The sequence below is a fragment of the Bradyrhizobium sp. ORS 111 genome, from assembly GCF_045571485.1.
In the GTDB taxonomy this organism is placed as follows: Bacteria; Pseudomonadota; Alphaproteobacteria; order Rhizobiales; family Xanthobacteraceae; genus Bradyrhizobium.
In genome coordinates this window covers 5,262,211-5,274,811 of record NZ_CP120701.1, presented here as the reverse complement: position 1 = coordinate 5,274,811, position 12,601 = coordinate 5,262,211, and the positions used below count along the sequence as shown (strand labels likewise).

Sequence of the window (12,601 nt, the reverse complement as noted above, 5' to 3'; positions counted from 1 at the left end):
GAGAATGTGCATCAGCATTCTCGCGACATGAATCGACAGCAATGACGGCGTCGCTGCGCTTATGATCGCGTCGGCGGGGCCGCCTGGATCGTGGGTGCCGCGGCAGCCAGCAGCGCGGCGCGATCGCCGTTGCGCGGCGGATAGATGCGCTGCCGGTTGATGGTCTGCTTGGTGAGCTTGGCGGCGGCGCCGGTGGTGTGCACCTCGCGGTCCCAGCCGGTGGTGTAGAGCGCGCCCCAGGCGCCGAGATCGAGCACCGTCACATACCAGTCGATGGTGAGCGGCAGCATCGGCTCGCCGAACAGGTCGGCGACCACGTTGTGGCCGGCGAACCGGCCCATCGGCCGGGCGAACTGGCAGGACATCACGGTCGGATGCGTGCCGTCGATCAGGCAGGTGGCGACGTCGCCGGCCGCGAACACGCCTGCAAGGCCCTCGGCGCGCATATAGTGGTCCACGGCGAGCCGGCCCAGCCGGTCGCGCGCCGCCGGCAGCGTTGCGGTGAGCGGGCTCGCCTGCATGCCGCCGCACCAGACCACGGTCGCCGCCGGAATGACCTCAGCCGAGCTCAATGTGATGCTGGCGGCGTCGATGGCGCTGACCCGGACGTTCAGCCGCGTCTCGACGCCGAGCGCGGACAGCGCCTCGTTGATGACGGGGCGGCCGTGCGCGCCGAAGGTGGCGCCGACCACGGGATTGGGATCGATCAGGATGATGCGGCGGTCGCCAGTGATGCCGGCCTGCGCAAGCTTGGCCGGCATCTCGGTCGCGACCTCGATCCCGGTGAAGCCGGCGCCGACGATCACCACGGTCGAACGTGCGTCCGAGGCCGCCTGCTTGCCGAGCCCTGCAAGATGCGCGTCGAGCCGCATCGCGGCGTCGTATGTGTCGACATCGAAGCCATGGGCGGCAAGGCCGGGGATGGCCGGGCGGACCAGTTCGCTGCCGGTCGTCAGCACCAGGCGGTCATAGCTCAGAACCTCAGCGCCTGTGCCTGTCCTGACCATGACCTGTCGCCTCGCCGGATCGATCGCCTCGGCCTCCGCCACCATGTGCCGGACGCCGACCGGATCGAGCAGGTCCCTGAGCGGCAGCGCGACATCGCCGAGATCGACCTCGTAATTGCGCACCCGGATGTTGTGATAGGCGTTGCGATCGACCACCAGAATGTCGGTGTCCGCCGCCCGCGCGCCGATTTCGTCGCGCTTGCGTGCCGCGCCGAGCGCGGCCCACAGCCCGGCAAAGCCGGCACCCAGCACCAGGATGCGCAGCATCTCTCCCTCCGACCTTGCGTCAGGACAAGCTTGCCTGCCTAAGCGAGGTCAAATCAAGGGCTGGATGAGGGAGGCGGGGACGATCGCCGCCCTCAAGTGCCCGGTCGCGAGACCTCCGTCTCCTTGCTGGTGATGAATTCCAGCAGCACCGGCACGCCTTCCTTGGTCTTCTGGATGCCGCGCTTGATCGCCGGGATGATGTCCTCGGGCTTGATCACCCGCTCGCCATAGCCGCCGAAGGCGCGGGCCATCGCGGCGTAGTCGCCGGAGATATCGGTCGAGCGATACTTCTCGGTCGAGATCGGCATCACCTTCAACTCGATCGCCATCGAGAAATTGTTGAGCAGGATCGACATGATCGGGATGCGCTCGCGCACCGCGGTCTCGAAGTCCATCCCGGTGAAGCCGATCGCGGCATCGCCCCAGACATTGATGCAGAGCTTGTCGGGCCTGGCGAGCTTGGCACCCATCGCCAGCCCCAGGCCGTAGCCGAGCTGTGTGGTCTTGCCCCAGCCGATATAGGACAAGGGCTCGACCGACTTCCAGAACGGCGAGAGCTGGTCGCGCGGGCTGCCGGCATCGTGGGTGATGATGGTGTTGTGGATGTCGACGGTGTGTTGCAGGTCCCACAGCACGCGGTAGGGATTGAGCGGGGCCTCGTTGTGGGTGAGCTTCGGCATCCACTTGGCGAGCCATTCCTTGTGGCTTGCCGCGATCTCCTCGGCGACGGCGCCGGCGTCCCGATCGGAGGTCACGGTCTTGCCGATCTCCTCAAGCAGCGCGTCGAGCACCAGGCCGGCGTCGCCGACCAGGCCGACCTTGGCCTCGACGTCCTTGTTGATGTGGTTCGGATCGAGCGTCGAATGGATGATGGTCTTGCCCTTCGGCATCGCGATGCCGAATGACGTCTCGGTGAATGAGCAGCCGATGCCGAAGATCACGTCGGCCTCGCCCAAGAATTTCGGCACCGCGCGCGGCACGGCGAGGCCGCCGGAGCCGAGCGACAGCGGATGCGTCTCAGGGAATGAGGACTTGCCGCCGAGACTGGACGTGACGGGGATCGCGAGCCGCTCGGCCAACCGCTTCAGTTGCGGCCAGGCTTTGGCGTAGTGCACGCCCTGGCCGGCATAGATCACCGGCCGCTTGGCGTTGACGAGCAGGGCGGCGGCTTCTTTCACATGCACCGGATCGGCGCCGTAGCGGGTGCGCAGCACCGGCGTGTAGTTCAGCGGCTCCGGCACCTCTTCGTTCCACATGTCGGCCGGGATCTCGACGATCACGGGCCCGCCGCGGCCGTTTTTCAGCCTGGTGAAGGCGCGGCGGAAAATGTTGCAGACCTCGGATGCGATGTTGATCGGCTCCGACGATTTCGAGAACGCCTTCATCGCCTGGCTGGAGTTGAAGTTCGGGTCGATGTTGGCGAGCCGGCGTGCATAGCCCATCGGCAGCACCAGCACCGGCACGGATTCGCCATAGCACTGCGCCACGCCGCCCATTGCGTTCTCGGCGCCCGGACCGTGTTGCATGCAGAACGCGCCGATCCTCTCGCCCGAGCTAACGCGGGAAATCGCGTCCGCCATGTGCACGCCGATGCGCTCCTGGCGCACCATCACGGGGCGGATATCGGCCGCGGCGGCGTATTCGATCAGGTGGTTGACCGGATAGCCCGTGAGGATCTCGATGCCCTCGCGCTTCATGATTTCCGCAATCGCGGTGCCGAGTTTCATGACGGTCTCTCCCCTGGATGCGGCCGGTTTCATCCGGCCTCGTTGTCGTCCCGTACGGCTTAAAGGAACAGGATTCTGCGGGGCGGTAAAGCGCGCCCGCGCCCGGATCGCGTAGTGCTGATATGCGTTTGCAGGCAAGGATGGCGGTCTCGCGCGGCGCGACGTCCCGGGCGGGGCGGATCTATGCAGGCCGGAACGGCCGCAAATCCGGTCCAACCTTTAAGCGATCGTTCATCCTGTCCGTCAATGCGCCATCAACCAATGTGGCGTAGCTTGGCTGGTACATTTTTACGGCATGGGCGATGATCCGCTGATGCCGACAGGAGTTTTTCAATGCGTGCGTTGCTGGCGAGATTTCTGCGTGAAGAGGCCGGAGCAACAGCCATCGAATACGCCATCATTGCGGGCGGGCTCAGCATCGTGATCCTTGCCGCCGTCGGAGGCATCGGCACCAACCTCAGTGGCCGCTTCTCCGCGATGAGCACATCGCTGAAGTAATCGCACGCGGCTTTACGTGCCGCCGTCTCCGTTCAGCGCGCGCAGTATCGCAATCCGCGCGAACATCAGCCAGCCGCCGCCGGTCTCGGCCGCATTGATCAGGTGCTCCACCGCGATCTGCCAGCGCGGCTCCTGCTGGGCATTTTCTGGCAGCTTCATGATGTAGTCGGCCGCCTGTTGCAGCGTCACCAGGCTGCTGCCGCGGCGCAGTACGATCGGCTCGTCGAAAGGCGTCGACCACGGCATGTCAGGCGCGGCGTGTCGGGATCATCTGAGTGCCGCCGCGAACGCCGGATCAGCCGGCCCTCTTCGAGCGCGCAGCGCCTTGCGCGCGCACCGGCTTCTCCGCCTTTTTCTCCGGCTTAGCGACCTCCTTGGGCTCGCGCTTGCCGCTGCCCGAGATCGGCAACAGCATCTCGCGTTGGCCCTCGATCCGCTTCTTCGGCTTCTTGCCCTTCGCCTTGGCGGGCGGGGCGGCCTGCTTCTCGTTGGCAAGGCTCTTCTTGAGTGCGTCCATCAGGTTGATGACGTTGCCGCCCGACTTCGGGGCGGGCTTGGCGACCTTGATGCCGTTGCGCTTCTGGTTGATCAGTTCGATCAACGCCTGTTCGTAGCGATCGTCGAACTCTTCCGGATCGAAGTCCGCGGACTTCTGCTCGACGATATGCTTGGCGAGGTCGAGCATGTCCTTGGTGATCTTCACGTCCTGGATGTCGTCGAAATAGTCCTTCTCGCTGCGCACTTCGTAGGGATAGCGCAGCAGCGTGCCCATCAGCCCGTTGTCGAGCGGCTCCAGCGCGATGATGTGCTCGCGGTTGGTCAACACCACGCGGCCGATTGCAACCTTGTTCAGGCTGCGAATGGTTTCGCGGATCACCGCGAAGGCGTCGTGGCCGACCTTGCCGTCGGGGACGAGATAATACGGGCGGATCAGATAGCGGCTGTCGATCTCGGCGCGCGGCACGAACTCGTCGATCTCGATGGTGCGGGTGGACTCCAGCGCGATGTCGTCGAGCTCTTCCTTGGTGATCTCGATATAGGTGTCGGTGTCGACCTTGTAGCCCTTCATGATGTCTTCGGAGGCCACTTCCTCACCGGTTTCCGCGTCGACCTTCGCGTATTTGATCCGATGGCCGGTCTTGCGGTTGATCTGGTTGAAGGAGACCTTTTCGGTGTCCGACGTCGCCGGGTACAGGGCAACCGGGCAGGTCACGAGCGAAAGGCGCAAGAAGCCTTTCCAGTTGGCGCGGGGGGCCATGGCAAACTCCGATTACGCAACCGACGGAATGAGTAAGGATAACACCGGGAACCCCGGTTTGAAACATCGCGCCCTCTGAATCTCGCAACGGCGTTAACCGTCGTTTCGGCCTGCGTCGGTTTGACGCCGATGCAGTCGGCTCCCACCTCGGCAATGGCTTCGGAACATCGCTCAGCACCAGGCGTTGGCTGTGAGGGGGGAAGACAATCGCTGGGAATTACAGGCACTTAAGCAGAGAGGTGGCCATGGCAACAGAACGACACGGTCGGATCGTTGAAACCCCGACTGAAGCACGCCAGGGCGAGCCAGGTCCGTCGGTCCTTGCACTACTTTCGGCCTCGACGGGGCTCGCAGTTTTGATCCTCGGTGTCGTCTGGTTCGTGTTCTTTCGCGTGTAATGCCTGCGGCGCGCCCGGGCGGGGTGCCCTCGGCAGGCGCCCCTGATCCAGGCGCCGGAAAGATCAGGACGCCGGGACCGTAAGGTCCAGACCGCGCGCCGCCGGATTCGTCGAGGAAACCTGGGAGTATCGGCCCGCGGAATCCGTGAGCATTCCTTCAAAATAGGTGATCGTTCGCGCAAGACCCTGGCGGAGCGGGGTCCGGGGCGCCCACCCGAGCATGGCGTGGGCGCGCGAAATGTCGGGCTGACGTTGCCGCGGATCGTCTTGCGGGAGCGGGCGATGGACGATCTTCGAGCGAGAGCCGGTCAATTCGATCGTCAATTCCGCAAGCTCGCGCATGGTGATCTCGTGGGGATTTCCGAGATTCAATGGCCCGGTGACCTCGTCGGGTGACTGCATCAGCCGCATGAGGCCGTCGATCAGATCGTCGACGTAGCAGAACGCTCGGCTTTGCAAGCCGTCGCCGTAAATCGTGATGTCGTGGCCACGCAGCGCCTGGACGATGAAATTCGAGACCACACGACCGTCGTTCGGATGCATGCGCGGTCCATAGGTATTGAAGATGCGTGCAACCTTGATGGGGATCCCATGTTGTCGTCGATAGTCGAAGAACAGGGTTTCGGCGCAACGCTTTCCTTCATCGTAGCAGGAGCGGGGCCCGATCGGATTGACGTTGCCCCAATACTCTTCGCTTTGAGGATGAGTCGTGGGGTCGCCGTAGATCTCGGAGGTCGAGGCCTGCAGGATCTTCACCTTGAGCCGCTTGGCGAGCCCAAGCATGTTGATGGCACCGATCACGCTGGTCTTGGTGGTCTGGACCGGATCATGCTGGTAGTGCACCGGCGAAGCCGGACACGCGAGATTGTAGATCTGGTCGACTTCGACATAGAGCGGGAATGTCACGTCGTGGCGCAGCAGTTCGAAGCGGTGATGATCGAGAAGATGCTCGACGTTGCCTCGTGTGCCGGTGAAGAAATTATCGACGCACAAGACTTCCGCGCCGTTTGCAAGCAGGCGCTCGCAGAGGTGCGAGCCAAGGAATCCCGAGCCGCCGGTCACCAAGATGCGTTCGGCCAGATTGTAAGGCATGACGTCCCCTACATTGCTACGCCTGATCGAGATGAGTGGAGAGCGCCGCCAGCTTGCCGGGCGTTCTGCCTTCCTCGAACCGACGCATGTTGACTCCTCAGCCAAGCCCAACGTCTCGATCGTCAAACGCCCCGTGACAGCAACAATGCGAAGAACGTGTCAAAGTTAAGGTTTCTTCACGCCGCGATATGAATCTTGGAACCACGTCTGCATGCATCGCGGCCAGGATTGCGCGATAGTGTATGCACGAGTGCGACTAAGTTGGGCTTGGCGAGCATCCATGCCTGCTCTGTCGGCTGGAAGCGGCAGTTGGGCCTAGTGGACAGGCTTGCCGTCTCGCGACGCCGGGGCGGCAAGCCCCAGTCGCTTGGCGTCATAGCCGGAATCCTGGATCGACTGCCACCACGACTTGTTCGCGAGATACCAGCGGACGGTCTTCTCGAGCCCGCTGTCGAAATTTTCCCGCGCCGTCCAGCCAAGCTCGCGCTCCAGCTTCGATGCGTCGATTGCGTAGCGGCGATCGTGGCCGGGGCGATCGGCCACGAACGAGATCAACCGCGTTCGCTCGCCGTGATTTGACGGTTGCAGCCGATCGAGCAGCAGACAGAGCCGTTCGACGACCTCAAGGTTGGTCCGTTCGTTGCGGCCGCCGACATTATACGTCTCGCCGACCTTTCCATGCCGCAGGATGGTGTGCAGCGCGCGCGCGTGGTCTTCGACATAGAGCCAGTCGCGAACATTGCGGCCGTCGCCATAGACCGGAAGAGACTCCCCCGCGAGCGCCTTGATGATCATGTGCGGGATCAGCTTCTCCGGAAACTGGTACGGCCCGTAGTTGTTCGAGCAGTTCGAGATCAGGCAGGGCAGTTCGTAGGTCTCGCACCAGGCGCGAACCAGATGATCCGAGGCGGCCTTGCTCGCGGAGTAGGGCGAGTTCGGCGCGTAGGGGCTCTGCTCGGTGAAGGCGCCGTCCGGGCCGAGCGAGCCGAACACCTCGTCGGTCGAGACATGCAGCAGCCGGAACGCCTTGCGGGCCTGCGGCGTCAACGCCCGCCAGTGGCGCAGGGTCTCCTGCAGCAACGTGAATGTGCCGGTGATGTTGGTCCTGATGAAATCCTGGGGACCATCGATCGAGCGGTCGACATGACTCTCGGCCGCGAGATGAATCACGCCAAGCGGCTGATATTGCGCGAACAGTGCGCGCAGCGCCTCGCCGTCGCAGATGTCGATCCTGGCAAGCGCATAGCGGGCCGATTGCCCGGCGGCTTGTGGAATCGAATCCAGGCTCGACGCGTAGGTCAGCTTGTCGATGTTGACGATCGAGACATCGGTGGTGTCGAGCAAATGCCTGATAACGGCGGAGCCGATGAAGCCGGCTCCCCCCGTCACGAAGATCGTTGATCGGTCCTGGCTCATGCCTGAAACATGTGGGGGCTAGCGCTGCGACTTTGCGAAGCTGTGATAGACGGAAAGCAGATATTCGCCGTAGCTGCTCTTGGCCGATCTCTGGGCGAGGCTGTGAAACTGGTCGAGCGTGATGTTCCCCATCCGCAACGCGATCTCCTCGATGCAGGCGATCCGCAGACCCTGCCGCTGCTCGAGAATCTGGACGAAATGGCTGGCCTCGACCAGCGATGAATGGGTGCCGGTATCGAGCCAGGCGAAGCCGCGGTGAAGCATTTCGACGGCAAGTTCACCGCGCTCCATGTAGACGCGATTGACATCGGTGATCTCGAGTTCGCCTCGCGCCGAGGGCTTCATCGAGGCCGCGATGTCAAGCACCGTATTGTCGTAGAAATAGAGACCGGTGACTGCGATATCCGATTTCGGCTGCGCCGGCTTTTCCTCGATCGAGACCGGCTGCCCCCGGCCATCCAGCTCGACGACGCCATAGCTCTGCGGTGCGCCGACCGTGTAGCCGAAGATCGTCGCGCCCCTGGGTCTGCTGCCGGCCCGCTTCAACTTGTCGGCTAGGCCATGACCGTAGAAAATGTTGTCGCCGAGGATCAGCGCGACGTTGTCGCCTCCGATGAAATCGCGACCCACCAGGAAGGCATCGGCCAGACCTCGTGGTTGCTGCTGAACCGCGTAGGAGAAGTTGAGGCCGATCTCACTGCCCTCGCCGAGCAACCGCCGGAACAGGTGCTGGTCGTCCGGCGTCGTGATGATCAGGATATCCTTGACGCCCGCGAGCATCAGCGTCGACAAGGGATAGTAGATCATCGGCTTGTCGAAGACCGGCAATAGTTGCTTGGAGACGACGGTCGTCACCGGATAAAGCCGTGTCCCGGTTCCGCCCGCCAGAATTATCCCCTTCATCACGCCTCCGCCCCGCCGCATCTGAGGTTGCCCAGCGAAGCTCTAGCACAGATTTTATCCGCGGTACGGTCCGTTGGACGAATTTGCCGCGTCCGCGCAGGGACTTGCGGAGACGTTTCCTTCGGTCCGGGCGAGCGCGCGCGTCGACAGCATCGCGGTTCGGGTGCGGTCGCTCCGACATCGACCTCGCCGCAAATGTCGCGATATGAAAATTGCGTCGATCAAATCAGAACCGGACTAGATGTGGACCTCGTTTGATCAATCAGTCGAGCGCGCGATTGTGAATGCGCGATGCTCCGGATGTGCACGCTGCCGTGCGATCTCACGACGCTGCGTCATGAGATTATCGAATTTGCCGAGTACCTCTGTCTGCGACTACGGGGCGAGCTCGATACATGCTTTATCGTTTCAAATTTCCTCTGCTGACGCAGTTGAAAGAAAGAAGTCTTTCCGGCGTTTTCGTCGGGTTGGTCCTGCTGGCGATGACGGGATGGATCTACCTGCTGAGCACGATGTTCTTGAAATTTGCGCTGTGGTTTTTTTCGTGAGAGGCGGAATCTCGCGCGCGAGTGTGATCAGTTCCGCATCGTTAGGCTGCACAAAAAAATCAGCGGATGAACAATCTTTCGGCGTGCTGAATCATGATGTGGTCACAACTTCGGACTGTAGATACACCGCGGGTGAATTGGGACGACGGACATGCCTGATAGTCTGATCTTGTTGATGACGTTCTTCGCCGGCTTCTCTGCCGGATGCGGAATGTGTGCCTGGCGATCGTACAGGCGACGCCTGCAAGAGCAGGCGCCCGAAAGATCGAGACCACCCTGCACAACATTCGGTCATGCGCGCCGGGCGTTCTAGCCATGGTGATGATCGCGCCATCGCAGGTTTGCGTTTGGCGTAGTGCCAGCCGGGAGCGAGTATGGCTTCGACACGGGCGACAGCGCAAGTCGCTGCGATCGCCTGGTCCTTGCGTGATCAAGACAGATTGGTTGAGGCGTGCGCGCCTTGCGCTGGTTGATCGTGCTGCCGGCGCCCGTGATGGCCGCTGTCACGTTCGTCGGGGCTTGCTCGAGAGCACCTCGCGGCCGATCTGCTTCTCGATCGCAAACGAGCCCACCTAGCATGACCGACCTCGGGAATAATTCGCCGCGGCGCTACTTCATCGACGGTAACGGTCGGCGCGTTCTGATCGGCCTTACCTACGAGGAGACCTTCGAGTTCGAGCGGCTCGATCATCAGGCGAGCTTGCACGATGCCGGGCATGTGGTTTGGGACACGGGTAGCCGCCCGGCCAGCGGACCGGCGCGGCGCTGGCTCGAACTCTATCGCAAACACGATCGCGCGTGGTTGCAATGGATTGAGGATGCGCGTGTAGCGCGAGGCAAGGATTTACCTTTTCTTAACTAAGGCGAGGCGATTTTGAGTGTGATCGTCTCCTGATCGCGCCTGAATCGGACAAACGCGGATGTTTCAGCTGTTCTTGCGCTCTCGAGCGCAAAACTACATCAAGGGCCGCCTGGGCGACGACGCCTTCAGGGCGCGCTCGCCGGAACGTGACGCGGAGACCGATCGGGCCCGGATCGATTCGATCATGACCGCGATCGACGCCGCCCTGCATGCGGCCGAAAGCGAGCAATCCGGCCTGAGCCGGCGGGTCGACGACGTACTGGCGCGTGCCGCGGTGACGTTCGGCAACGGCACCGACGAGTATCTCGAGCGGGAAGAACTCGACAATCACCACCAGAACCTGTTTGCCGCCGAGATCGCCAACGGGCAGCGCCGTCTCAAGGAGTTGTCCGCCGAGATCGCCCATTTCAAATTCATGAAGGCCGCGGTGCTGAGCCGCTTTCCCAACTACAAGGCATCTGTCGCCGGCTAGCCTGCCCCGACACGACGGCGCACAGTCCACATCTGACGCGACAGTCCGGCTGCCGGCCGGCGCGGTTGGTGCTTGATCCTCCCCGCAATATCGTTAGGAATGACGCCCGTTCGGGCAAAGCCGGAGCGAATCCGGCGAAAATCGTGCTCTTGAGGGCAAGGATCGCCTGATCTGAAGCGATTTCATCCGAGCACGACGCCCCCGGCAGCATTGGTAGGACGCGGATTGTGACCACGTTGCTAGTGACAGGTTGTGCGGGCTTTATTGGATTTCACCTTGCGCAGCGCCTGCTGGACGAGGGGAGGGCGATTGTCGGCATCGACAACCTCAACGAATACTACGATCCGGCGCTCAAGCTGGCGCGGCTCGAGCGCCTGAAGCCGTACCCCAACTTCACGTTCCAGAAGCTCGATCTGACCGATCGGGCGGGAATGCAGGCGTTGTTTGCGCAGCACCGCTTTCCGGCGGTGGTGCACCTCGCCGCCCAGGCCGGCGTACGGTACTCGCTCCAGAATCCCCACGCTTACGCCGATTCCAATCTGGAAGGCTTCGTCAACGTGCTGGAGGGATGCCGCCGGAACGACTGCCGGCACCTCGTGTTCGCGTCGTCGTCGTCGGTCTATGGCGCCAATACCAAGCTGCCGTTCTCGGTGCACGACAATGTCGACCATCCCGTGAGCCTGTACGCGGCAACCAAGAAAGCCAACGAGTTGCTGGCCCATTCCTACAGTCACCTCTATGGCCTCCCGACGACGGGCCTTCGGTTCTTCACGGTCTATGGACCGTGGTATCGGCCCGACATGGCGCTTTATCTGTTCGCCAGGGCGATCACCACCGGCCAGCCGATCAACCTGTTTAACCACGGCAACATGCGGCGCGACTTCACCCATATCGATGATGTCGTGGAGGCGATCATCCGGATCATCGATCGCGTGCCGCAAGGCGACCCCAACTGGTCTGGTGCAACGCCCGAGCCGAGCAGGAGCAAGGCGCCGTGGCGCATCTACAACGTCGGCAACAGCCAGCCGGAGGACCTGATGCACGTGGTTGCGCTGCTCGAGAAGGGATTCGGTCGCGTTGCGCAAAAGAACCTGTTGCCGATGCAGCCGGACGACGTGCTCGAGACTTTTGCCGACGTCGATGAGCTCGAGCGCGAGATCGGCTTTCGGCCGCAGGTCGCGATCGAGCAAGGGATCGAGACGTTCGTCGCCTGGTATCGCGACTACTATCGCGTCTGAAGCAGGCCCGGGAACCCCCGTCTTCTCCCGGACGACCGGATCTCGCGGAGCCATGGGGAACCGAGAGGCGGGTTCCACCCGGAGCTCTTCCGGTAGGCTAGCTTCGCCAAGGAGCGTCGGCGGCGCACTCCTGGCTGTCGCCGTCAGATTGCTACCGCTCTTGTGCCCAGATTGCGCCGGTTTTGCCGCGTTTCGGTCGCAAGGCTCACAGCCGGCGGTCAACGGACCGGCGGACCGCCAGCGGTTCCTTTCTCTCGATCACCACCGCCGGACCGGCCATGTGCCTGACCAGTGCGCTGATCAAATACCCGAGCTGCAGGCAGCCGGCGAACACGGCGATATTGGACAGCGCCTGACCGAAGCCAAGCTGCTCTGCGAACGAGAGCACGACAATGAGCAACGTTCCCAGGAACAGCACCGGCAGGAGGACGAAAAACCTGAGCCGGACCCCCAAGGCCATGCCAAACAAGGTGCAGCAGATCGCCAATGTGGTCACACTCGTTACTCCTCACCGCCATATTCCCTAACGACGGCGAGCTAAGATTGGTTTAAGCGCCACGGTCGAATTGTCGTGACATCAAAGGCGTGTGCGCAACGAACTGTTGCCCGAAAGCGTCAATGATTCTGCTTCATGCACAAGTTGCTGCGAGCAGCGCTGCTCAAGGAAGTGTCAACAGCGTGACGTCAAGTCGTGCAATCAGTCGCTCCTCGTTGCGCAGTACCCATGAGACGCGAGTTCCGTGCGCGCGTTGAGCAATTGCGCATCACGAATTGCTTGCTTGTGCATCATGCTGTGATCGAGACCAACGTCACAATTTTGCAATGCGAAGAACGAAATTGATTTTCCGAGTGCGGCGCCACAATATCGCTTCGTTTACTAAACAACTTCCGCCAGCGTTCGCGCGAACCCGAACT

Annotated in this window: 13 protein-coding genes; 5 read left to right on the top strand and 8 right to left on the bottom strand. The window is 62.4% G+C overall.

Annotated features, from left to right (window positions below; genetic code table 11):
• Positions 1–59 precede the first annotated feature (59 nt).
• Complete coding sequence (locus P6U30_RS24480) at positions 60–1,274, bottom strand: NAD(P)/FAD-dependent oxidoreductase (protein ID WP_407165447.1); 1,215 nt, start codon at positions 1,272–1,274, stop codon at positions 60–62.
• 92 nt (positions 1,275–1,366) lie between these two features.
• Complete coding sequence (locus P6U30_RS24475) at positions 1,367–3,001, bottom strand: thiamine pyrophosphate-requiring protein (protein WP_407165446.1); 1,635 nt, start codon at positions 2,999–3,001, stop codon at positions 1,367–1,369.
• A 333-nt stretch (positions 3,002–3,334) separates the two neighbouring features.
• Here P6U30_RS24475 and P6U30_RS24470 point away from each other — a divergent pair, with 333 nt between their 5' ends.
• Positions 3,335–3,499: a Flp family type IVb pilin gene (locus P6U30_RS24470; protein WP_407165445.1), complete on the top strand. Its 165-nt coding sequence runs from the start codon at positions 3,335–3,337 to the stop codon at positions 3,497–3,499.
• A 12-nt stretch (positions 3,500–3,511) separates the two neighbouring features.
• Here the strand turns inward: P6U30_RS24470 and P6U30_RS24465 are convergent, their stop codons facing one another.
• From P6U30_RS24465 to rfbA, 5 genes are all read right to left on the bottom strand, one after another.
• Positions 3,512–3,745, bottom strand: a complete 234-nt coding sequence (locus P6U30_RS24465; protein ID WP_407165444.1) for a hypothetical protein — start codon at positions 3,743–3,745, stop codon at positions 3,512–3,514.
• A 49-nt stretch (positions 3,746–3,794) separates the two neighbouring features.
• The gene (locus P6U30_RS24460) at positions 3,795–4,757 is read right to left on the bottom strand and encodes a Ku protein (RefSeq protein WP_407165443.1); all 963 of its coding nucleotides are present in this window, start codon (positions 4,755–4,757) and stop codon (positions 3,795–3,797) included.
• Positions 4,758–5,218: 461 nt separating this feature from the next.
• The gene (locus tag P6U30_RS24455) at positions 5,219–6,247 is read right to left on the bottom strand and encodes a UDP-glucuronic acid decarboxylase family protein (protein ID WP_407165442.1); all 1,029 of its coding nucleotides are present in this window, start codon (positions 6,245–6,247) and stop codon (positions 5,219–5,221) included.
• 315 nt (positions 6,248–6,562) lie between these two features.
• A complete protein-coding gene (rfbB, locus tag P6U30_RS24450) occupies positions 6,563–7,663 on the bottom strand; it encodes a dTDP-glucose 4,6-dehydratase (protein WP_407165441.1) in 1,101 nt (366 codons plus the stop codon).
• 18 nt (positions 7,664–7,681) lie between these two features.
• A complete protein-coding gene (rfbA, locus tag P6U30_RS24445) occupies positions 7,682–8,566 on the bottom strand; it encodes a glucose-1-phosphate thymidylyltransferase RfbA (protein WP_407165440.1) in 885 nt (294 codons plus the stop codon).
• Between the two features lie 395 nt (positions 8,567–8,961).
• On the opposite strand from rfbA, the gene P6U30_RS24440 reads away from it, so the two are divergent.
• From P6U30_RS24440 to P6U30_RS24425, 4 genes are all read left to right on the top strand, one after another.
• Positions 8,962–9,114 carry a hypothetical protein gene (locus tag P6U30_RS24440; protein WP_280972488.1) on the top strand — a complete coding sequence of 51 codons (153 nt, stop codon included), beginning with the start codon at positions 8,962–8,964 and terminating at the stop codon, positions 9,112–9,114.
• Positions 9,115–9,691: 577 nt separating this feature from the next.
• Positions 9,692–9,976 (top strand): hypothetical protein, encoded by a 285-nt coding sequence (locus tag P6U30_RS24435; RefSeq protein WP_407165439.1) that lies wholly within the window; start codon positions 9,692–9,694, stop codon positions 9,974–9,976.
• A 58-nt stretch (positions 9,977–10,034) separates the two neighbouring features.
• Positions 10,035–10,448, top strand: a complete 414-nt coding sequence (locus P6U30_RS24430) for a hypothetical protein (RefSeq protein ID WP_407165438.1) — start codon at positions 10,035–10,037, stop codon at positions 10,446–10,448.
• 224 nt (positions 10,449–10,672) lie between these two features.
• Entirely contained in the window at positions 10,673–11,686 is a 1,014-nt protein-coding gene (locus P6U30_RS24425; protein ID WP_407170531.1) for an NAD-dependent epimerase, read from the top strand.
• Positions 11,687–11,891: 205 nt separating this feature from the next.
• Here the strand turns inward: P6U30_RS24425 and P6U30_RS24420 are convergent, their stop codons facing one another.
• Positions 11,892–12,182: a hypothetical protein gene (locus P6U30_RS24420; RefSeq protein WP_407165437.1), complete on the bottom strand. Its 291-nt coding sequence runs from the start codon at positions 12,180–12,182 to the stop codon at positions 11,892–11,894.
• Positions 12,183–12,601: the final 419 nt, after the last annotated feature.

Bases quoted from the DNA above. Each gene is read 5' to 3' on its own strand.
- P6U30_RS24480 (WP_407165447.1), bottom strand. From the start codon at position 1,274: ATGCTGCGCATCCTGGTGCTGGGTGCCGGCTTTGCCGGGCTGTGGGCC.
- P6U30_RS24475 (WP_407165446.1), bottom strand. From the start codon at position 3,001: ATGAAACTCGGCACCGCGATTGCGGAAATCATGAAGCGCGAGGGCATC.
- P6U30_RS24470 (WP_407165445.1), top strand. From the start codon at position 3,335: ATGCGTGCGTTGCTGGCGAGATTTCTGCGTGAAGAGGCCGGAGCAACA.
- P6U30_RS24465 (WP_407165444.1), bottom strand. From the start codon at position 3,745: ATGCCGTGGTCGACGCCTTTCGACGAGCCGATCGTACTGCGCCGCGGC.
- P6U30_RS24460 (WP_407165443.1), bottom strand. From the start codon at position 4,757: ATGGCCCCCCGCGCCAACTGGAAAGGCTTCTTGCGCCTTTCGCTCGTG.
- P6U30_RS24455 (WP_407165442.1), bottom strand. From the start codon at position 6,247: ATGCCTTACAATCTGGCCGAACGCATCTTGGTGACCGGCGGCTCGGGA.
- rfbB (WP_407165441.1), bottom strand. From the start codon at position 7,663: ATGAGCCAGGACCGATCAACGATCTTCGTGACGGGGGGAGCCGGCTTC.
- rfbA (WP_407165440.1), bottom strand. From the start codon at position 8,566: ATGAAGGGGATAATTCTGGCGGGCGGAACCGGGACACGGCTTTATCCG.
- P6U30_RS24440 (WP_280972488.1), top strand. From the start codon at position 8,962: ATGCTTTATCGTTTCAAATTTCCTCTGCTGACGCAGTTGAAAGAAAGA.
- P6U30_RS24435 (WP_407165439.1), top strand. From the start codon at position 9,692: ATGACCGACCTCGGGAATAATTCGCCGCGGCGCTACTTCATCGACGGT.
- P6U30_RS24430 (WP_407165438.1), top strand. From the start codon at position 10,035: ATGTTTCAGCTGTTCTTGCGCTCTCGAGCGCAAAACTACATCAAGGGC.